We start from the raw sequence: 18922 nt of genomic DNA, 5'->3' as shown, positions 1-18922 counted from the left end.
CTGCCTACCGCCTACTGCCTATTCCCTCACCTCGTCACAAACACCGTCACCAGCGGCTTCTTGCCCCAGGCCTCGTTGGCGGCGCCGCGCACGGCGCGGCGCACCGCTTCCTGCACCAGATCGAGGTCCTTGCGGCGCTGGCGAGGGATCGAGTCGACCGCGCCGACGGCCGCGTCGAGCATCAGATCTTCCATGTTTTCGCCACGGGCATCGGCCTCGGCGACGCCGATGGCGACCAGATCGGGATCGCCGGCGAGCTCATATTTGTCGTCGAGCACGACATTGACCGCGACATGGCCGGCAAAGGATAGCTTGCGCCGGTCGCGTATGCCCATCGCCTGGTCGGTGCCGATCAGCCTGCCGTCCTTGTAGATGCGGCCGAACGGCACCTGGTCGATGATCGTGGCCGGACCCGGCGCCAGCCGCAGCATGTCGCCGTCGCGCACTTGCGCCACCTGGCCGATGCCCGACGTCGACATCAGCGACCCCTGCGCCACCAGATGCGCGGCTTCGCCGTGCACGGGAACGCCGATCTGCGGCCGCACCCATTCATACATCCTGCGCAATTCGCTGCGGCGGGGATGGCCGGAGACATGCACAAGCGCGTCGCCATCCTCGATGATCTTGATGCCGAGGTCGATGAGGCGGTTCTTGATCTCGAGGATCGCCTTCTCGTTGCCGGGAATGGTGCGTGAGGAAAACACCACCGTGTCGCCGGCCGTCAGCGACACCGATTTCATCTCGTCGCGCGACAGTTTTGCCAGCGCTGCCAGCGCCTCGCCCTGGCTGCCGGTGCAGATGATGACCAGGTTCTCGCGCGGGATGAAGCCGAAATCCTCCTCGGCGATGAACTCCGGCAGCCCGTCCATGTAGCCGAGTTCGCCGGCGACATCGATGACCCGCTTCAGCGAGCGGCCGAGCACCAGGCACTGGCGGCCGGCATCGCGCGCCGCCTTGGCGATGGAGACGATGCGTCCGACATTGGAGGAGAAGGTGGTGACGGCGACACGGCCGACAGCGCTCTGGATGACGCCCCTGAGGCCTTCGCCCACCGCCACTTCCGACGGCGATTCGCCTTCGCGCAGCGCATTGGTGGAATCGCAGATCAGCGCCAGCACACCCTTGTCGCCATAGGCGCGAAACCGCGCCTCGTCGGTTTTCGGACCGATCGTCGGTTCCGGATCGATCTTCCAGTCGCCGGTATGGATGACGGTGCCGGCCGGCGAGGTGATCGCCAGCGACATCGGCTCGGGGATCGAGTGCGCCACCGGAATGGCCTCGATCGAGAACGGGCCGACAGTGAATGTTTCGCCTGCCCGGTAGATCGTCACCGGAATTTTCTTCGGCGCGCCCTGCTCGCCCTGGCGCTTGGCGTCCAGCAGTCCGGCGCTGAACGGTGTCATCCACACCGGCGCCTTCAGCTTCGGCCAGATGTCGAGCAGCGCCCCGTAATGGTCTTCATGCGCGTGGGTGATGATGATGCCGCGCAGGCCGGCGAGGTTCTCCTCGATGAAGCGCGTATCGGGCAGGATCAGGTCGACGCCAGGATGCGCCGCATCGGGAAAGGTCACGCCGACATCGACGACGATCCACTCGCGCGCGCTAGGCGGCCCATAGCCGTAAAGGGCGAAGTTCATGCCGATCTCGCCGACGCCGCCGAGCGGCACGAAGACGAGTTCGGCGTTTTGCGCTTTCGCCATCAATTTTCCCTTCCCGGCCCTTGCGACCAGCTCTAAATCTTTGCCGACGCGACGGCGCCGAAATGCACGTCGCCGGCGGCTACCGTCACGACCGACCCCTCATCATCGCGGATCACGAAACGGCAGTCCGCGTCAATGGTCTCGAAGGTACCGCGCACCACATTCCCGTCAATCCTGACAGCAACCTCGCCGCCAAGCCCCGCCGCGCGCGCCAGCCAGCGACGCCGGATGGCGTCGAGCCCGCGTCCGTCATCCCACAGCCGGGCATTGTCGGTCCAGGCATCGGACAGCGCCAAGAACAGCGTTTCGGCGTCGCATGTCGCGCCCAGCGCCTGAAGCGATGTCGCCGGATACGGCAAATCCGGCGGATGCGCCACCACATTGACGCCGATGCCCACCGCCACCGCGAAACGGCCGCCATCGAGAATGGCCGATTCCAGCAGGATGCCGGCCAGTTTGGCGCCGGAGGCAAGCACATCGTTCGGCCATTTCAGCTCGAAGCGGTTCTGCCCTTGGCTGGCGCCGTCGAGGCCGATGGCGATCCTGCCCTTCGGCACCACGGCGTCAAGCGCATCGGCCAGCGACAGGCCGGCGACGAAGCCCAGCGTCGCCGCCAGACGCAACTCACCGCCGGTGATGACCAGCAATGTCGCCGCCAGATTGCCCTCGGGCGATACCCAGGCCCTGCCGCGGCGGCCACGGCCGCTTTCCTGCTTCTTGGAAACGACCCACAATTTGCCGGGATCGCCTGCCCTTGCATGGTCCAGCGCCAGCGTGTTGGTGGAACCCACGCTGTCATGCGCCTCGAGCCGGAACCCTTCCGTCTCAGAGGTTGGAGCCAGCCGAAATGCCATCCGGTCAGAAAAATGTCTTGGCGGCGGCTTCGGCGTAGGTCGCGATCGGACCGCCGATCAGCACATAGAACAGCACGAAAGCGCCGGAGACACCAAGCACGAGGCGCAGCTCAACCGCCATCGGCACGAAGCCACCGGCCGGTTCGTCGAACCACATGATCTTGATGATACGCAGATAGTAGAAAGCGCCCACGACGGAGGCCAGCACGCCGATGATCGCCAGCGCATAGAGGTTGGCGTTGATGGCGGCGAGGAACACGTACCATTTCCCCCAGAAGCCGGCGAGCGGCGGGATGCCGGCCAGCGAGAACATCAAGATGGTCAGGATCGTCGCCATGATCGGATTGGTCGACGACAGACCGGCGAGATCGCTGATCTGCTCGACATTGCCTTCCTTGCGCCGCATGGCGAGGATGAAGGCGAAGGTGCCGAGCGTCATGACGAGATAGATCAGCATGTAGATGGCGACGCCGCGCACGCCGGCCTGGCTGTTGGCGGCAAGGCCGACCAGCGCATACCCCATATGGCCGATCGAGGAGTACGCCATCAGCCGCTTGATGTTGGTCTGGCCGATCGCGGCAAAGGAGCCGAGCGCCATCGAGGCGATCGAGATGAAGACGATGATCTGCTGCCAGTCGGAAGCGATCGGCTTGAAGGCGCCCATGGTGACGCGCACGATCAGCGCCATTGCCGCCATTTTGGGAGCGGCCGCCAGGAAGGCGGTGACCGGCGTCGGCGCGCCCTCGTAAACATCGGGCGTCCACATGTGGAACGGCACCGCCGAAATCTTGAAGGCAAGGCCGGCCAAAACGAAGACCAGGCCGACGACGAGACCCAACTGGCGCTCGCCGCTGCCAAGCGCGGAGGAAATTTCCTGGAAGCCTACATTGCCGGTGTAGCCGTAAATGAGGCTGATTCCGTAAAGCAGCATGCCCGACGATAGCGCGCCGAGCACAAAATACTTCAAACCGGCCTCGGTCGAACGCAGATTGTCGCGATTGATCGCCGCCAGCACGTAAATCGCCAGCGACTGCAGCTCGAGGCCGAGATAGAGCCCGATCATGCCGTTGGCCGAGATCATCAGCATCATACCGAGCGTGCAGAGCAGGATCAGCACCGGGTATTCGAACTTGTCGAAATGCTCCTGCCTGGCGAAGCGCATCGACATCACCAGCGTCACCGCCGAACCGATCAGCGACAGCACCTTCATGAAGCGGGAGAACGGATCCTGGATGAAGGCGTTGCCGTAGGCGCTCCCCTGCCCCGTGGGAAAGATCAGCCATAAGCCTGCGATCACCAGCACGGCGACGGCAAGGACAGTCACCAGAATGGCAGTGTTGGCGCGCGAATAGGCGCCGACCATCAACAGCGCCAGCGCGCCGATGGCGAGGATCAGCTCCGGCGTCGAGAGCGAAAGGCTGGAGTAAAGGTCCGGCGTCATGGTTCGCAAAACCTCTGGTCAGTTCGCCGCCGCGGTCTGCGCGGCGCCGATGGATGCGGTGACATTGGTGACGAGCGCCTTGACCGATTGGGCCGTGGCATCGAAGACGGGAGCGGGATAAACGCCGAAGAAGATGACCAGCACGACCAGCGGGTAGATGATCGCCTTCTCGCGCGTCGACAGATCGAGCAGGCCCTTCAGGCTTTCCTTGGTCAGCGCGCCGAAGATCACCCGGCGGTAGAGCCAGAGCGCGTAGGCCGCCGACAGGATGACGCCGGTGGCGGCGAAGAACGCCACCCAGGTGTTGACCCGGAACACGCCGAGCATGGTCAGGAACTCGCCGACGAAGCCTGATGTGCCGGGCAAGCCGACATTGGCCATGGTGAAGATCAGGAACACCGTGGCGTATTTCGGCATGTTGTTGACCAAGCCGCCATAGGCGTCGATCTCGCGTGTGTGCATGCGGTCGTAAATGACGCCGACGCACAGGAACAGCGCGCCCGAGACGAGGCCGTGGCTCAGCATCTGGAAGATCGCGCCCTGCACGCCTTCCTGGTTCATGGCGAAGATGCCCATGGTGACGAAGCCCATATGGGCGACGGAGGAATAGGCGATCAGCTTCTTCATGTCCTCCTGCATCAGCGCCACCAGCGAGGTGTAGATGATGGCGACGACCGACAGCGTAAACACCAGCGGCGCGAACATTTCCGAGGCCAGCGGGAACATCGGCAGGGAAAAGCGCAGGAAGCCGTACCCGCCCATTTTCAACAGTATGCCCGCCAGGATCACCGAACCCGCCGTCGGCGCTTCGACGTGCGCATCGGGCAGCCAGGTGTGCACCGGCCACATCGGCATCTTCACCGCGAAGGAGGCGAAGAAGGCTAGAAATAGCCATGTCTGCATGTGGGCCGGGAAGTTGTGGGTCAGCAGCGTCGGGATGTCGGTGGTGCCCGCCTGGAAGAACATCGCCATGATGGCGAGCAGCATCAGCACCGAGCCGGCGAGCGTATAGAGGAAGAACTTGAACGAGGCATAGACGCGGCGCTTGCCGCCCCAGACGCCGATGATGATGAACATCGGGATCAGGCCGGCCTCGAAGAAGACATAGAACAGCACGATGTCGAGCGCGCAGAACACGCCGATCATCAGCGTTTCCAAGAGCAGGAAGGCGATCACGTAGGCCTTGACCCGCTTGTCGATCGCTTCCCACGACGCCAGGATGCAGAGCGGCATCAGGAACGTCGTCAGGATGACGAACAGCATCGAAATGCCGTCGACGCCCATATGGTAGGAGATGCCGGAATCCAACCAGGCAAACTTCTCGACGAACTGGAAGCCGGCTTGCGAATTGTCGAAGCCGGTCCAGATGAACAGCGAGATGATGAAGGTGGCCGCCGTCGTCGTGAACGCGATGGCGCGGATGTTGCGACGCGCATTCGGGCTGTCATCCCTGATGAACAGGATCAGCAGCACACCTACGAGCGGCAGGAAGGTGACCAGCGAGAGGATTGGCCAGGCGGTCATCAGAGCATCATCCAGGTGACGAGTGCGGCCACGCCGATCAGCATGGCGAAGGCATAGTGATAGAGATAGCCGGTCTGCAGCTTGACGACGCGGTCGGTGACGTCGACGACGCGCGCCGAAATGCCGTCAGGACCGAGCCCGTCGATGATGGTGCCGTCGCCGGTCTTCCACAAGAACCTGCCCAGCGCCTTTGCCGGCCGCACGAACAGGACGTCGTAGAGCTCGTCAAAGTACCATTTGTTGAGCAGGAAGGCATACAGCAGCCGATGGTTGGCGGCGACGCTCCGGGGCAGTTCCGGCGAGCGGATGTAGAACTTCCAGGCGACTGCAAAGCCGATGACCATGGCGACGAACGGTGCCAGCTCGACCCACAGCGGCAATTGATGGATGTCGTGCAGGATGTGGTTGTCCGGCAGCGTGAACAGCGACGCCTTCCAGAATTCGGCATAGGCTTCGCCGATGAAGGCGCCATGAAAGATAACGCCGGCAAACAGCGCGCCCGCAGCCAGGATGAACAGCGGCACCAGCATCACCGGCGGCGATTCATGGACATGGTGCATGACGTCGTGGCTCGCCCGTGGCTCGCCGTGGAAGGTCATGAAGATCAGCCGCCAGGAGTAGAAGGAGGTGAAGCAGGCAGCGATGACCAGCGGGACGAAAGCGAGGCCGGCGACCGAATTGTGGCCGGCAAAGGCAGCCTCGATGATGGCATCCTTGGAGAAGAAGCCGGCTGTGCCGATGACGGTCACCGGAATGCCGACACCGGTCAGCGCCAGCGTGCCGATCACCATCATCCAGTAGGTCTTCGGAATGAGCTTCCGCAGGCCACCCATCTTGCGCATGTCCTGCTCGTCGGACACGGCATGGATGACCGAGCCGGAGCCCAGGAACAGCAGCGCCTTGAAGAAGGCGTGCGTGAACAGATGGAAAATCGCCGCGCCATAGGCGCCGACGCCGAGCGCGACGAACATGTAGCCGAGCTGCGAGCAGGTCGAATAGGCGATGACGCGCTTGATGTCGTTCTGAACCAGGCCGACGGTCGCCGCGAAGAAGGCGGTGAAGGCGCCGATGAAGGTCACCACCGTGAGTGCCGAATGCGACAGTTCGAACAGCGGCGACAGCCGCGCCAGCATGAACACGCCGGCCGTGACCATGGTGGCGGCATGGATCAGCGCGGAAACCGGGGTCGGTCCTTCCATGGCGTCCGGCAGCCAAGTGTGCAGCGGCACCTGCGCCGACTTGCCCATGGCGCCCATGAACAGCAGCAGGCAGACGATGGTCATGGCCGCCTGCTTGTCCAGCGCATAGCCGAGGAAGGTCAGTACTGCCGCCCCTTGCGGCGCGCCTTCGGCCGGAATGAACGTCGCGGCATTGGCGAAGATGGTGCCGAGATTGACCGAGCCGAACAAAACGAAGACGCCGAAAATGCCGAGCGCAAAACCGAAATCGCCGACGCGGTTGACGACGAAGGCCTTGATGGCCGCGGCATTGGCCGACGGCTTCTTGTACCAGAAGCCGATCAGCAAATAGGACGCGAGACCCACGCCTTCCCAGCCGAAGAACATCTGCACCAGATTGTCGGCCGTCACCAGCATCAGCATGGCGAAGGTGAACAGCGACAGATAGGCGAAGAAGCGCGGTCGGTTCGGATCGTGGTGCATGTAGCCGATCGAATAGATGTGGACCAGCGCCGACACCGTGTTGACCACCACCAGCATGACCACCGTCAGCGTGTCGATCCTGAGCGCCCAGGACGCGTCGAGCCCGCCCGACTGGATCCAGCGCAGCACCGGCACGGTGAACACCTCGCCCTCGCCGAAGCCGACGGAGAAGAAGGCGACCCAGGACAGCACGGCCGAGATCACCAGGAAGCCCGAGGTGATGTATTCCGATGCCTTGGCGCCCAGCGAATTGCCGAACAGACCGACGATCAGGAAGCCGAGCAGCGGAAGGAAGACGATCGCTTGATACATGTTAGCCCCGTCAACCCTTCATCTGGTTCACGTCTTCGACCGCGATCGAGCCGCGGTTGCGGAAGAAGACGACGAGAATGGCAAGACCGATGGCCGCTTCGGCGGCGGCGACCGTCAGCACGAACAGGGCAAACACCTGGCCGACGAGATCGCCCAATGCCGCCGAGAAGGCAACGAAATTGATGTTGACCGCCAAAAGGATCAGCTCGATCGACATCAGGATGACGATGATGTTCCTGCGGTTCAGGAAGATGCCGAACACGCCCAGCGTGAACAGGATCGCCGATACGGTCAGGTAATGTGCGATGCCGACGACCATCTCAGAGCCCCTCGCCCGACTTGACCTTGCGGATTTCCATGCCTGTCGCCGGCGTGCGGCCGACCTGGGCGGCGATCGACTGCCGCTTGACCCCTTCCTTGTGGCGCAGCGTCAGCACGATGGCGCCAATCATGGCGACCAGCAGGATGAGGCCCGAAATCTGGAAGTAGTAGAGGTAGTCCGTATAGAGGATGTCGCCGAGTGCTGCGGTGTTTGTCCGCGCGGCAAGATCCGGGATGGGTTTGGAGACCGTCGAGGCCAGTTGCGGCGCGAAGGTGTAGCCGCCGAGCACCACGATCAGCTCGGCCGCCAGGATCAGCCCGACCAGCGCGCCGATCGGCGCATATTGCAGGGCGCCTTCCTTCATCTCGGCGAAGTCGACATCGAGCATCATGACGACGAACAGGAACAGCACCATGACCGCGCCGACATAGACGACGAGCAGGATCATCGCCAGGAACTCGGCGCCGGTCAGCATGAACAGGCCGGCGGCGTTAAAGAAGGTCAGGATCAGGAACAGCACGGAATGCACGGGGTTGCGCGACGAAATGACCATGAAGGCCGACGCCACCGCGACAAAGGCGAAGAGGTAGAAAAAGGCCGCCTCTAGTCCACTCAGCATTGGGGATCCCCCGGGTTCCTGTCCAAACAGGACATCCGTCCTGTTTGATTTCTGCGACCGCCTCAGGCCGGCAAGTTGCGTTGTCCTTAGACGAGGGCCCTCGCCCCGTCCATGCGTCAAATGTCAGCGGTAAGGCGAGTCCAGCGAGATGTTGCGCGCCAGTTCGCGCTCCCAGCGGTCGCCATTCGCCAGCAGCCTGTCCTTGTCGTAGTAAAGCTCTTCGCGCGTCTCCGTCGCGAACTCGAAATTCGGCCCCTCGACGATGGCGTCGACCGGGCAGGCTTCCTGGCAGAAGCCGCAATAGATGCACTTCACCATGTCGATGTCGTAGCGCACGGTGCGGCGCGTGCCGTCATTGCGGCGCGGGCCGGCCTCGATGGTGATCGCCTGCGCCGGACAGATCGCTTCGCACAATTTGCAGGCGATGCAGCGTTCCTCGCCATTGGGATAGCGGCGCAGCGCGTGCTCGCCACGGAAGCGCGGGCTGGTCGGCCCTTTCTCGTGCGGATAGTTGATCGTTTCCTTCGGCGCGAAGAACTGGCGCATCGACAGGAAGAAGGCGCTGACGAAATCCTGCAGCAGCAGCGATTTTGCGGCCTGGCCAAAAGCGGACATCACGCAAACCCCGTGATTTTGAGGAAGGCCGCGGTGGCAACGACCATGAACAGGGAGATCGGCAGGAACACTTTCCAGCCCAGCCGCATCAGCTGGTCGTAGCGGTAGCGCGGCACGAAGGCCTTCACCATCGAGAACATGAAGAACATCAGGCAGATCTTGAGCACGAACCAGATCACGCCGGGCACCCAGGTGAAGGGGGCGAAGTCGAAGGGCGGCAGCCAGCCGCCGAGGAACAGGATGGTGGCCAGCGCGCACATCATCACCACGGCGACGTATTCGCCGAGGAAGAACAACAGGAACGGCGTCGAGGAGTATTCGACCATATGGCCGGCGACGAGTTCCGACTCGGCTTCCACCAGGTCGAAGGGCGGGCGGTTGGTCTCGGCCAGCGCCGAGATGAAGAAAATGACGAACATCGGGAACAGCGCCAGCCAGTGCCAGTCGAGGAAGCTGTTGGGCAGGCCAAGCTTGGTGCCCAGCCCATCCTGCTGCGACAGCACGATGTCCGACAGGTTGAGCGAGCCGACGCAGAGCAGCACGGTGACGATGACGAAGCCGATCGAGACTTCGTAGGACACCATCTGCGCCGCCGAGCGCAGCGCGCCGAGGAACGGGTATTTCGAGTTGGACGCCCAGCCGCCCATGATCACGCCATAGACCTCGAGCGAGGAGATGGCGAAGACGTAGAGGATGCCGACATTGACGTTGGCGATCCCCCAGCCCGCATTGACGGGAATGACCGCCCAGGCCGAGATTGCCAGCACGGCCGACACCAGCGGCGCCAGCAGGAACACGCCCTTGTTGGCGCCGGACGGAATGACCGGTTCCTTGAAGACGAATTTCAGCAGATCGGCGAAAGCCTGCAGCGTGCCCCACGGGCCGACGACGTTCGGGCCGCGGCGCAATTGCACCGCCGCCCAGATCTTGCGGTCGGCGTAAAGCAGGTAGGCAACCCCGATCAGCAAAACGACGATCAGCACGACCGACTTTAAAAGGATGATCAGCGTCGGCAGCACGTAGAAGGAGAAGAAGGTGTCCATGTCTACTCTGCCGCCTGCCTGAAGCCGTTTTTCGCCATCGCCGAGCATTCCGCCATGACGGCGGAGGCCCGCGCGATCGGGTTGGTCAGATAGAAATCCGTGACCGGCGAGGTGAAAGTGCCCTTGTTCAGCCGCCCGCCGAGCTTCGCCACCCTAGCGACGTCATCGGCATTGCCGGCTTCGACATGATCGATGCGGGCGAGATGCGGGTATTCGCCATAAAGTTTGGCGCGCAACTGCTGCAGCGAATCGAAGGGTAGTTTCTTGCCCAGCACATCGGACAATGCCCTCAGGATCGCCCAGTCTTCGCGCGCGTCGCCCGGCGCGAAGCCCGCGCGGTTGGTCTGCTGCACGCGTCCCTCGGTGTTGACATAGGTGCCGGACTTTTCGGTGTAGGCGGCTCCCGGCAGGATGACATTGGCGCGGTGCGCACCGGCGTCGCCATGCGTGCCGACATAGACGACGAAGGCGCCGCCGGTCTTGGACATGTCGACCTCGTCGGCGCCGAGCAGGAACAGAACCTCGCTCTCCCCCAGCATGCCGGCAACGTTCTTGCCGCCCTTGCCAGGCACGAAGCCGACATCGAGACCGCCGACGCGCGCGGCCGCAGTGTGCAGCACGGCAAAGCCGTTCCAGTCGGCGCGCGCAGCGTTGACGGCCGTGGCGAGTTTCGCCGCCTGGCCGAGCACCGCCGCGCCGTCGGCACGCGACAGCGCGCCCTGGCCGACGATGATCAGAGGATGCGTCGCCTTCTTCAGCACCTGGAAGAACTTGCCATTGCCGTCGGCCAGATCTTTCAAGGACTCCGGACCGGCGCCGAGCTGTTCGTAGTCGTAACGCGTGTCGCCGACCTCGCCGATGACGCCGACCGGCAGATTGCCGATCCGCCAGCGCTTGCGGATGCGGGCATTGAGCACCGAGGCCTCGAAGCGCGGATTGGCGCCGATGATCAGCACCGCGTCGGCCTGCTCGATGCCCTCGATGGTCGGGTTGAAGATGTAGCTGGCGCGGCCGAGCGCCGGATCGAGTGCGGCGCCGTCCTGGCGGCAATCGGTGTTCCTTGAGCCCAACGCAGCCATAAGCTGCTTCAGTGCGTAGATTTCCTCGACGGCGGCAAGATCGCCCGAAATCGCGCCGATTTTCTCGGGCGCGGCATTCGACACCGCATCCCTGATCGCAACGAACGCTTCGGCCCAGCTGGCCGGCGCCAGCTTTCCGTCCTTGCGGACATAGGGGCGGTCGAGGCGCTGCGTTCGCAATCCGTCCCAGATGAAGCGGGTCTTGTCGGAAATCCACTCCTCGTTCACCGCTTCATTGACGCGCGGCAGGATGCGCATCACCTCCCGGCCGCGGCTGTCGACGCGGATTGCCGAGCCGACGGCGTCCATGACGTCGATGGATTCGGTCTTGGTCAGCTCCCACGGCCGTGCCTGGAAGGCGAAAGGCTTCGACGTCAGCGCGCCGACCGGGCAAAGGTCGATGACATTGCCCTGCAGCTCCGAGGTCATGGCGCTTTCGAGATAGGTGGTAATCTCGGCATCCTCGCCGCGGCCGATCAGGCCAAGCTCGGAAATGCCTGCAACTTCCGTGGTGAAGCGGACGCAGCGCGTGCAGTGGATGCAGCGGTTCATAACCGTCTTGACCAATGGGCCGATATACTTGTCTTCGACCGCGCGCTTGTTCTCGTGATAGCGCGAGGAATCGACGCCGAAGGCCATCGCCTGGTCCTGCAGGTCGCATTCGCCGCCCTGGTCGCAGATCGGGCAATCCAGCGGATGGTTGATCAAGAGGAATTCCATCACCCCTTCGCGGGCCTTCTTGACCATCGGCGTGTTGGTGAAGATTTCAGGCGCCTCACCATTCGGACCCGGACGCAGGTCGCGCACATTCATGGCGCAGGAGGCCTGCGGTTTGGGCGGCCCGCCCTTCACCTCGATCAGGCACATGCGGCAATTGCCGGCGATCGACAGCCGCTCATGGAAGCAGAAGCGCGGCACTTCCGCGCCGGCGTCCTCGGCCGCCTGCAGCAGCGTGTAGTGGTCGGGTACAGTGATCTCTTTCCCGTCGACCTTGAGCTTTGCCATCAATTGCCCCCGGCGGTCTGCGCCGTCTCATATGCCTGAAACAGATCGCTCAGCCTGATGCCATTGATCATCATGCCGGCGACTTCAGCGTTTTCTATCTTCAGATTGCTCATATTCACATTGCTGAAAAACGCGTTCGAGAGGTTCGCGTCGTCCACCACGGCCGCCGACAGGTCGACGTTGTGAAACTGCGTGTTCGACAAGTTCACATCGTCAAATCTGGAGTTGCTGACGATGGCATTGCGCACATCGAGAACATCGCTCCTGTCGTGGATCTCCATGCCTGCCACCCCTACTTCTTCGCCTTGGCAGCCAGCGTCAGCGCCGCGGCCTGGCGGGTCCACTCGTCGCGGCCGATGCGGCCGGTGAGCGACAGGTAGTCCTCGACCCAGGCGATCTCTTCCGGCGTCCACGCCGCGATCTGGGCAAAGGTCCAGATGCCGAGGCCGTTCAGCACCTTTTCCAGCTTCGGCCCAACGCCGGTGATCGCCTTGAGATCCGACGGCTTGGCCGGACGCGCCATGGCCTTGGGCTGTCTGAAATCCTCCGGCATCAATCCGATCGTCGCGCCTTCGGCGACGGCATCGGTCTTCTCCGGCTCGGCATCGACGGTGCGAGCGGCAATATCGGTCACATCCTGGGCAAAACTCTGCGCCTCGGCGATCAGGGTTCTGGTCGCCGCGCGCGCCTTGGTGGCCGGCGCGGTCTCGGAGAACTCTTGGGTGCGCTGCTCGAAATCGTCGATGATCGGCTGGAAAATCCGCTGCGATGCCTCGGCAGCACCCGACAAGGCGCCGAGCCACACGCCAAATGCATGGTTGGCAAGGCCGAAGCCCAGCGCCGACATCGCGGCGGCACCAGCGACAGGATGCGCGAGAAGGTTGACGGCGCTGGCCATCTCCTTCGGCATCATCCTGGTCAAATCCTGGTTCATCTTTTCAAGCTGGTCCAAATTGGGCATCAAAGGGTTCGAATACTGCGCCATAGACATCTCCTGGTCGTTTCTTCGCTTGCCCCGCCCCGCTGTGTCAGTCCCGGGCTTGCGCCCGTATTTCAAATCTACTCAGCCGCCACCATCACCGGTTCGGCCCGGTGCGCGTTGCGCGAAAACTCGTCGATGCGCCGCTCCACCTCGCCGCGGAAATGCCGCATCAGGCCCTGGATCGGCCATGCCGCGGCATCGCCCAGCGCGCAGATCGTATGACCCTCCACCTGTTTGGTGACGTCGAGCAGCATGTCGATCTCGCGCTTCTGCGCCTCGCCGCGCACCAGCCGCTCCATCACCCGCCACATCCAGCCGGTGCCTTCGCGGCATGGCGTGCACTGGCCGCAGCTCTCATGCTTGTAGAAATAGGAAAGCCTGGCGATCGCCTTCACGATATCGGTCGATTTGTCCATGACGATGACAGCCGCCGTGCCGAGGCCGGATTTCAGGTCGCGCAAAGCATCGAAATCCATCGGCGCATCGATGATCTGCTCGGCCGGCACCAGCGGCACCGAAGCGCCGCCCGGAATGACCGCGAGGAGATTGTCCCAGCCGCCGCGAATGCCACCGCAATGCGTCTCGATCAGCTCGCGGAACGGGATCGACATCGCCTCTTCGACGGTGCACGGATTGTTGACATGGCCCGAGATGCAAAACAGCTTGGTGCCGACATTGTTGGGGCGGCCGAAGGACGAGAACCAGGCGGCGCCACGGCGCAAAATGGTCGGCGCGACCGCGATTGACTCGACATTGTTCACGGTAGTCGGACAACCGTACAAGCCGACATTGGCTGGGAATGGCGGCTTCAGCCGGGGCTGGCCCTTCTTGCCTTCGAGGCTTTCGAGAAGTGCTGTTTCCTCGCCACATATATAGGCGCCGGCGCCGTGATGCATGTAGATGTCGAAATCGTATCCGGACGTGTTGTTCTTGCCGATCAGCCTGGCCTCGTAGGCCTCGTCGATGGCGCGCTGCAGCGCCTCGCGCTCACGGATGAACTCGCCGCGCACATAGATGTAGGCGGCGACCGCGCCCATGGCGAAGCCGGCGATGAACGAGCCCTCGACCAGGGTGTGCGGATCGTTGCGCAGGATATCGCGGTCCTTGCACGTGCCGGGCTCGGACTCGTCGGCGTTGACAACGAGATAACTCGGCCTTCCATCGCTCTGCTTGGGCATGAACGACCATTTCAGCCCGGTCGGGAAGCCGGCGCCGCCACGGCCGCGCAGGCCGGACGCCTTCATCTCATTGACGATCCACTCTCGCCCCTTGGCGATGATGCCGGGCGTGTTGTCCCAGGCGCCGCGCGCCATCGCGCCGGCCAGTGACTTGTCGAAGAGCCCGTAGATGTTGTTGAAGATGCGGTCTTTGTCAGCCAGCATGACTTACCTCTTTCCCCGCAAGACGATCGAGACCCACACCAGCACGCCTATGCCGGTCGCGGCCATCGATTCCAGGGTATCCGAAAACGGCAATTCGACGAGGCGCCGAAGCCCCTCCAGAAGGATGTTGGCAGCAGCGATGCAGACAACGCCGATGACAATGCTGCGCAGCGACAGCAAAGATCCGGTGCTTTGCGCTTCAGCCATCAACGTGGCTCCTTGCCGAAGACGCGGATGTATTCGGCGACGCCGCCCTTGGCGAGCGCCTTGGCCTGCTTGCCCCAGTCGTCGCGCTCGATGCGGCCCTGGAAAGCGAGATATCCATCCACCCAGTCGCGCTCGGCCTTATTCCAGGATGCGACCTGTGTGAAGGTGAAGATGCCAAGCGAATGAAGGATGCCCTCGATCTTCGGGCCAATGCCCGAGATCAGCTTGAGATCGTCGACCGCAGCCGGCCTGTCGATTCCGGCCGGACGGTTCTTGTCCTCGAGCGACGGCTTTGCGGGTCTGGCTGTCGGCGCCTTGACGGTCGGGGCCACCGGGGCGTTGGCCGCTGGCGCCTTGAATTCCGGAGCGATGAAGGCAGCTGCCGGCGTGGAGGTGGTCTTCGGGCCATTACGCTGCTTGGCGACCTTCTCGACTTCAGGCGCCGCGGTGTTGGCGTTGGCGGCCGAATGCAGGGGCGCCGGGACGCTCGCCGCTTTTTCCGCCGCCGGTGCAACCTTGGCCCTGGAGGGCGACTTCAACGCCGAGCTGGTTTCCGGCGCATCGGTTTTCGGTTTGCCGGCGTTGGATGGCGCGACCGGGGCGGCCGCTGCAGGAGCGGCAGGAGCCGGAACAGGCGCCGCAATGATTGCGTCGGGCGCCGCGTGGGCAGCCTTGCTCGCCGCCCTGGCTTCCTTGTCGCGCGTTGCTTTGAGGATCGCCTTTTCGCTCTTCAGCGTCGTCAGGCCAGGCGCCGGCTCCGAGCCGGTTCTGCCGTTTTGCGGTCCCGTGGGAACCGAGGCGCCCTTGCCCGCATCGTAAAGATCGATGATTTCGGCCAGCCGCTCGGGGGTGAGATCCTCGAACGTATCCTTGAAGACCATCACCATCGGCGCGTTGACGCAGGCGCCGAGGCATTCGACTTCCTCCCACGACAGTGTGCCCTTGTCGTTGGTGTGGAATTGGTCGTGATGGATTTTCGAGCGGCACACATCCATCAGCGCTTCCGAGCCGCGCAGCATGCAGGGCGTGGTGCCGCAGACCTGGATATGTGCGCGCGTGCCGACCGGATTGAGCTGGTACTGCGTGTAGAAGGTCGCGACTTCGAGGCCGCGAATGCGCGGCATGCCGAGCATGTCCGAAATCGTCTCGATCGCCGCCTTGGTGACCCAGCCTTCCTGCTCCTGCGCAATCATCAGCAAGGGAATGATCGCCGACTGCTCGCGGCCCTTCGGATATTTCTTGATCCATTGCTTCGCAACCGCCGCATTCGCCCGGTTGAAGGCGAAGGAGGCTGGCTGGACGCTTGCTTCTGCGAGACGGCGGACTGACATTTAGCGATCGACCTCACCAAACACGATGTCGAGGGAACCCAGGACGGCAGTGACGTCGGCCAGCATGTGGCCACGGCAGAGGAAATCCATGGCTTGCAGATGCGCGAAGCCGGGCGCGCGCAGCTTGCAGCGGTAGGGCTTGTTGGTGCCGTCGGAGACGAGATAGACGCCGAACTCGCCCTTCGGCGCCTCGACTGCGGCATAGACCTCGCCGGCCGGCACGCGGTAACCCTCAGTATAGAGTTTGAAATGATGGATCAGCGCTTCCATCGAGCGCTTCATCGCCTGGCGCTTGGGCGGCACCACCTTGCCGTCGAGGTTCGACACCGGCCCGGTGCTCTCCTTGCCTAGCAGAAGGTCGACGCACTGACGCATGATCTTGGCCGACTGGCGCATTTCTTCCATGCGCACGAGGTAGCGGTCGTAGCAGTCGCCGTTCTTGCCGATCGGGATGTCGAAATCCATCTCGGAATAGCATTCATAAGGCTGCGACTTGCGCAAATCCCAGGCCGCACCCGAGCCGCGCACCATGACGCCGGAAAAGCCCCAGGCCCAGGCGTCGGCCAGCGACACGATACCGATATCGACATTGCGCTGCTTGAAGATGCGGTTGCCGGTAAGCAGCTTGTCGAGGTCGTCGAGCGACTTCAGGAACGGGTCGATCCACTTGCCGATGTCCTCGACCAGCTTCGCCGGCAGATCCTGGTGCACACCGCCCGGACGGAAATAGGCCGCGTGCATGCGCGAACCCGAGGCTCGTTCATAGAACACCATCAGCTTTTCGCGTTCGACGAAACCCCACAGCGGCGGCGTCAGCGCGCCGATATCCAGCGCCTGCGTCGTCACATTGAGGATGTGCGACATGATGCGGCTGAGCTCGGAATAGAGCACGCGGATCAGCTGGCCGCGCTTCGGCACCTCGATGCCGAGCAACCGCTCGGTGGCGAGCGCGAAGGCATGCTCCTGGTTCATCGGCGCGCAATAATCGAGCCGGTCGAGATAGGGCACGGCCTGCAGGTAGGTCTTGTGCTCGATCAGCTTTTCGGTGCCGCGATGGAGCAGGCCGATATGCGGATCGACGCGATCGACCACTTCGCCGTCGAGCTCCAGCACAAGACGCAAAACACCGTGCGCCGCAGGGTGCTGCGGTCCGAAGTTGATGTTGAAGTTGCGGACGGAGGTTTCAGCCATTCTGGCGCCTCAATTCGTCTTGGCTTTTTCGTCCCCAGGCAGGACGTAATCCGTCCCTTCCCATGGCGAAAGAAAATCGAAATTGCGGAATTCCTGCTTCAATTCCACCGGCTCGTAGATCACGCGCTTGGCTTCGTCGTCGTAGCGCACCTCGACGAAACCTGTCAGCGGGAAGTCCTTGCGCAGGGGATGGCCCTCGAAGCCGTAATCCGTGAGGATGCGGCGCAGGTCCGGATGGCCGGAGAACAGCACGCCATAGAGATCGTAGGCTTCGCGCTCATACCAGTCGGCGCCGGGATAGACAGCGGTGAGCGACGGCACCAGCGTCTCTTCGTCGGCCTGCACCTTGATGCGGATGCGCAAATTCTGCTTCGGCGACAGCAGATGATAGACGACATCGAAACGCTTGACGCGCGACGGGTAGTCGGCGCCGCAGATATCGATGATCGAAATGAACTGGCAGCCCGAATCGTCACGCAGGAAGCTTGTCACCTCGATCAGATTGTCTGTAGCAACCGAGATCGTCAGTTCGCCATAGGCAAGCACTGCATCGGTGACGCGGCCCGGCAGCTTTTCGCCGAGATAGGTCGACAGTTCGCTCAGGGATGCGGCCATGGGTCTACCGTTCGATCGTGCCGGTGCGGCGGATCTTCTTCTGCAGGAGAAGAATGCCGTAGAGCAGCGCTTCGGCGCTTGGCGGGCAGCCGGGCACATAGATGTCGACCGGCACGATGCGGTCGCAGCCGCGCACCACCGAATAGGAATAGTGATAATAGCCGCCGCCATTGGCGCAGGAGCCCATCGAGATGACGTAGCGCGGCTCCGGCATCTGGTCGTAGACCTTGCGCAAAGCCGGGGCCATCTTGTTGGTCAGCGTTCCCGCCACGATCATGATGTCGGACTGGCGCGGCGACGCGCGAGGAGCCACGCCAAACCTTTCAGAATCATAGCGCGGCATCGAGGTGTGGATCATCTCGACGGCACAGCAGGCGAGACCGAAGGTCATGAACATCAGCGAGCCGCTGCGTGCCCAGGTGATCAGCGCCTCGGTCGAGGTGACCAGAAAACCCTTGTCGGCCAGTTCATTGTTGATCTCGAGGAAGAACGGATCGTCGGAACCGACCGGACGTCCGGTATTGGGGTCGATCAGGCCTTTGGGCTTCGGCGCGACGAGCGTTCCGGAACTGTCGTTCAATCCCATTCCAGCGCTCCTTTTTTCCATTCATAGGCAAAGCCGATGGTCAGCACCGCCAAAAACACCATCATCGACCAGAAACCGAGCATGCCGATCTTCGAGAACGACACCGCCCACGGAAACAGGAAGGCCACTTCCAGATCGAAGATGATGAACAGGATCGACACCAGGTAGAAGCGGATGTCGAATTTCATCCGGGCATCGTCGAACGAGTTGAACCCGCACTCGTAGGCGGAAAGCTTCTCCGGATCGGGATTGCGATAAGCCACCAGGAACGGCGCGATGATAAGCGCCAGGCCTACAACTGCGGCCACGGCGATGAAGAGGACGATGGGCAGGTATGAACTGAGGAGTACGTTCATGCTCGGCTTTCCGTTGGCGGCCAATCCACTTTGATTACAGCAACCAACCCTAATGCGGAAGCGCGACAGTTTAACCGCTGAACCGTTTTAGGTGCCT

Annotated in this window: 19 protein-coding genes; all 19 read right to left on the bottom strand. The window is 62.8% G+C overall.

Annotation, left to right across the window (positions count from 1 at the left end):
* Positions 1-26: 26 nt before the first annotated feature.
* Positions 27-1700, bottom strand: a complete 1674-nt coding sequence (locus tag X730_RS139725; protein WP_023739141.1) for a ribonuclease J — start codon at positions 1698-1700, stop codon at positions 27-29.
* A gap of 32 nt (positions 1701-1732) precedes the next feature.
* Complete coding sequence (locus X730_RS139730; protein WP_023670806.1) at positions 1733-2554, bottom strand: biotin--[acetyl-CoA-carboxylase] ligase; 822 nt, start codon at positions 2552-2554, stop codon at positions 1733-1735.
* A gap of 4 nt (positions 2555-2558) precedes the next feature.
* A complete protein-coding gene (gene nuoN / locus X730_RS139735; RefSeq protein WP_023827337.1) occupies positions 2559-3995 on the bottom strand; it encodes an NADH-quinone oxidoreductase subunit NuoN in 1437 nt (478 codons plus the stop codon).
* Between the two features lie 18 nt (positions 3996-4013).
* A complete protein-coding gene (locus tag X730_RS139740; RefSeq protein ID WP_023827336.1) occupies positions 4014-5519 on the bottom strand; it encodes an NADH-quinone oxidoreductase subunit M in 1506 nt (501 codons plus the stop codon).
* On the bottom strand, positions 5519-7492 hold the full coding sequence (gene nuoL / locus X730_RS139745; protein WP_023827335.1) for an NADH-quinone oxidoreductase subunit L: 1974 nt from the start codon (positions 7490-7492) through the stop codon (positions 5519-5521). Before nuoL ends, X730_RS139740 begins: the two co-directional genes overlap by 1 nt.
* Before the next feature lie 10 nt (positions 7493-7502).
* Positions 7503-7811: an NADH-quinone oxidoreductase subunit NuoK gene (gene nuoK / locus X730_RS139750; protein WP_023670810.1), complete on the bottom strand. Its 309-nt coding sequence runs from the start codon at positions 7809-7811 to the stop codon at positions 7503-7505.
* Between the two features lies 1 nt (position 7812).
* Positions 7813-8433, bottom strand: a complete 621-nt coding sequence (locus X730_RS139755) for an NADH-quinone oxidoreductase subunit J (RefSeq protein WP_023690957.1) — start codon at positions 8431-8433, stop codon at positions 7813-7815.
* Positions 8434-8556: 123 nt separating this feature from the next.
* Complete coding sequence (nuoI, locus tag X730_RS139760; RefSeq protein ID WP_023685203.1) at positions 8557-9048, bottom strand: NADH-quinone oxidoreductase subunit NuoI; 492 nt, start codon at positions 9046-9048, stop codon at positions 8557-8559.
* Positions 9048-10091, bottom strand: a complete 1044-nt coding sequence (gene nuoH / locus X730_RS139765; protein WP_023685202.1) for an NADH-quinone oxidoreductase subunit NuoH — start codon at positions 10089-10091, stop codon at positions 9048-9050. The genes nuoI and nuoH overlap by 1 nt, the downstream gene beginning before the upstream one ends.
* Before the next feature lie 2 nt (positions 10092-10093).
* Positions 10094-12175, bottom strand: a complete 2082-nt coding sequence (gene nuoG, locus X730_RS139770; protein ID WP_023827334.1) for an NADH-quinone oxidoreductase subunit NuoG — start codon at positions 12173-12175, stop codon at positions 10094-10096.
* Complete coding sequence (locus X730_RS139775) at positions 12175-12456, bottom strand: pentapeptide repeat-containing protein (RefSeq protein WP_023685200.1); 282 nt, start codon at positions 12454-12456, stop codon at positions 12175-12177. Before X730_RS139775 ends, nuoG begins: the two co-directional genes overlap by 1 nt.
* Before the next feature lie 11 nt (positions 12457-12467).
* A complete protein-coding gene (locus X730_RS139780) occupies positions 12468-13160 on the bottom strand; it encodes an NADH-ubiquinone dehydrogenase subunit (RefSeq protein WP_023685199.1) in 693 nt (230 codons plus the stop codon).
* Between the two features lie 74 nt (positions 13161-13234).
* Complete coding sequence (nuoF, locus tag X730_RS139785; RefSeq protein ID WP_023670819.1) at positions 13235-14539, bottom strand: NADH-quinone oxidoreductase subunit NuoF; 1305 nt, start codon at positions 14537-14539, stop codon at positions 13235-13237.
* A gap of 3 nt (positions 14540-14542) precedes the next feature.
* Positions 14543-14746 (bottom strand): hypothetical protein, encoded by a 204-nt coding sequence (locus X730_RS139790; protein ID WP_023670820.1) that lies wholly within the window; start codon positions 14744-14746, stop codon positions 14543-14545.
* Entirely contained in the window at positions 14746-16077 is a 1332-nt protein-coding gene (locus X730_RS139795; RefSeq protein ID WP_023670821.1) for an NADH-quinone oxidoreductase subunit E, read from the bottom strand. Before X730_RS139795 ends, X730_RS139790 begins: the two co-directional genes overlap by 1 nt.
* The gene (locus tag X730_RS139800) at positions 16078-17268 is read right to left on the bottom strand and encodes an NADH-quinone oxidoreductase subunit D (protein ID WP_023670822.1); all 1191 of its coding nucleotides are present in this window, start codon (positions 17266-17268) and stop codon (positions 16078-16080) included.
* A gap of 9 nt (positions 17269-17277) precedes the next feature.
* Complete coding sequence (locus X730_RS139805) at positions 17278-17883, bottom strand: NADH-quinone oxidoreductase subunit C (protein ID WP_023731236.1); 606 nt, start codon at positions 17881-17883, stop codon at positions 17278-17280.
* A 4-nt stretch (positions 17884-17887) separates the two neighbouring features.
* Positions 17888-18469: an NADH-quinone oxidoreductase subunit B gene (locus X730_RS139810; protein ID WP_023670824.1), complete on the bottom strand. Its 582-nt coding sequence runs from the start codon at positions 18467-18469 to the stop codon at positions 17888-17890.
* Positions 18460-18825: an NADH-quinone oxidoreductase subunit A gene (locus X730_RS139815; protein ID WP_023670825.1), complete on the bottom strand. Its 366-nt coding sequence runs from the start codon at positions 18823-18825 to the stop codon at positions 18460-18462. Before X730_RS139815 ends, X730_RS139810 begins: the two co-directional genes overlap by 10 nt.
* Positions 18826-18922 lie beyond the last annotated feature (97 nt).

The sequence above is a fragment of the Mesorhizobium sp. L103C131B0 genome (assembly GCF_000502275.1).
In the GTDB taxonomy this organism is placed as follows: domain Bacteria; phylum Pseudomonadota; class Alphaproteobacteria; order Rhizobiales; family Rhizobiaceae; genus Mesorhizobium.
The sequence above is the reverse complement of the archived record's forward strand: the minus strand, read 5'-3'. Positions and strand labels throughout refer to the sequence as shown.

What these genes read in the sequence shown, in the direction of transcription:
- X730_RS139790 (WP_023670820.1), bottom strand. Translation starts at nt 14,746, where the DNA reads ATGGCTGAAGCGCAAAGCACCGGATCTTTGCTGTCGCTGCGCAGCATT.
- X730_RS139800 (WP_023670822.1), bottom strand. Translation starts at nt 17,268, where the DNA reads ATGGCTGAAACCTCCGTCCGCAACTTCAACATCAACTTCGGACCGCAG.
- X730_RS139725 (WP_023739141.1), bottom strand. Translation starts at nt 1,700, where the DNA reads ATGGCGAAAGCGCAAAACGCCGAACTCGTCTTCGTGCCGCTCGGCGGC.
- X730_RS139740 (WP_023827336.1), bottom strand. Translation starts at nt 5,519, where the DNA reads ATGACCGCCTGGCCAATCCTCTCGCTGGTCACCTTCCTGCCGCTCGTA.
- X730_RS139780 (WP_023685199.1), bottom strand. Translation starts at nt 13,160, where the DNA reads ATGGCGCAGTATTCGAACCCTTTGATGCCCAATTTGGACCAGCTTGAA.
- nuoK (WP_023670810.1), bottom strand. Translation starts at nt 7,811, where the DNA reads ATGGTCGTCGGCATCGCACATTACCTGACCGTATCGGCGATCCTGTTC.
- nuoG (WP_023827334.1), bottom strand. Translation starts at nt 12,175, where the DNA reads ATGGCAAAGCTCAAGGTCGACGGGAAAGAGATCACTGTACCCGACCAC.
- nuoF (WP_023670819.1), bottom strand. Translation starts at nt 14,539, where the DNA reads ATGCTGGCTGACAAAGACCGCATCTTCAACAACATCTACGGGCTCTTC.
- X730_RS139810 (WP_023670824.1), bottom strand. Translation starts at nt 18,469, where the DNA reads ATGGGATTGAACGACAGTTCCGGAACGCTCGTCGCGCCGAAGCCCAAA.
- nuoN (WP_023827337.1), bottom strand. Translation starts at nt 3,995, where the DNA reads ATGACGCCGGACCTTTACTCCAGCCTTTCGCTCTCGACGCCGGAGCTG.
- X730_RS139775 (WP_023685200.1), bottom strand. Translation starts at nt 12,456, where the DNA reads ATGGAGATCCACGACAGGAGCGATGTTCTCGATGTGCGCAATGCCATC.
- X730_RS139730 (WP_023670806.1), bottom strand. Translation starts at nt 2,554, where the DNA reads ATGGCATTTCGGCTGGCTCCAACCTCTGAGACGGAAGGGTTCCGGCTC.
- X730_RS139805 (WP_023731236.1), bottom strand. Translation starts at nt 17,883, where the DNA reads ATGGCCGCATCCCTGAGCGAACTGTCGACCTATCTCGGCGAAAAGCTG.
- nuoH (WP_023685202.1), bottom strand. Translation starts at nt 10,091, where the DNA reads ATGGACACCTTCTTCTCCTTCTACGTGCTGCCGACGCTGATCATCCTT.
- nuoL (WP_023827335.1), bottom strand. Translation starts at nt 7,492, where the DNA reads ATGTATCAAGCGATCGTCTTCCTTCCGCTGCTCGGCTTCCTGATCGTC.
- X730_RS139815 (WP_023670825.1), bottom strand. Translation starts at nt 18,825, where the DNA reads ATGAACGTACTCCTCAGTTCATACCTGCCCATCGTCCTCTTCATCGCC.
- X730_RS139795 (WP_023670821.1), bottom strand. Translation starts at nt 16,077, where the DNA reads ATGTCAGTCCGCCGTCTCGCAGAAGCAAGCGTCCAGCCAGCCTCCTTC.
- X730_RS139755 (WP_023690957.1), bottom strand. Translation starts at nt 8,433, where the DNA reads ATGCTGAGTGGACTAGAGGCGGCCTTTTTCTACCTCTTCGCCTTTGTC.
- nuoI (WP_023685203.1), bottom strand. Translation starts at nt 9,048, where the DNA reads ATGTCCGCTTTTGGCCAGGCCGCAAAATCGCTGCTGCTGCAGGATTTC.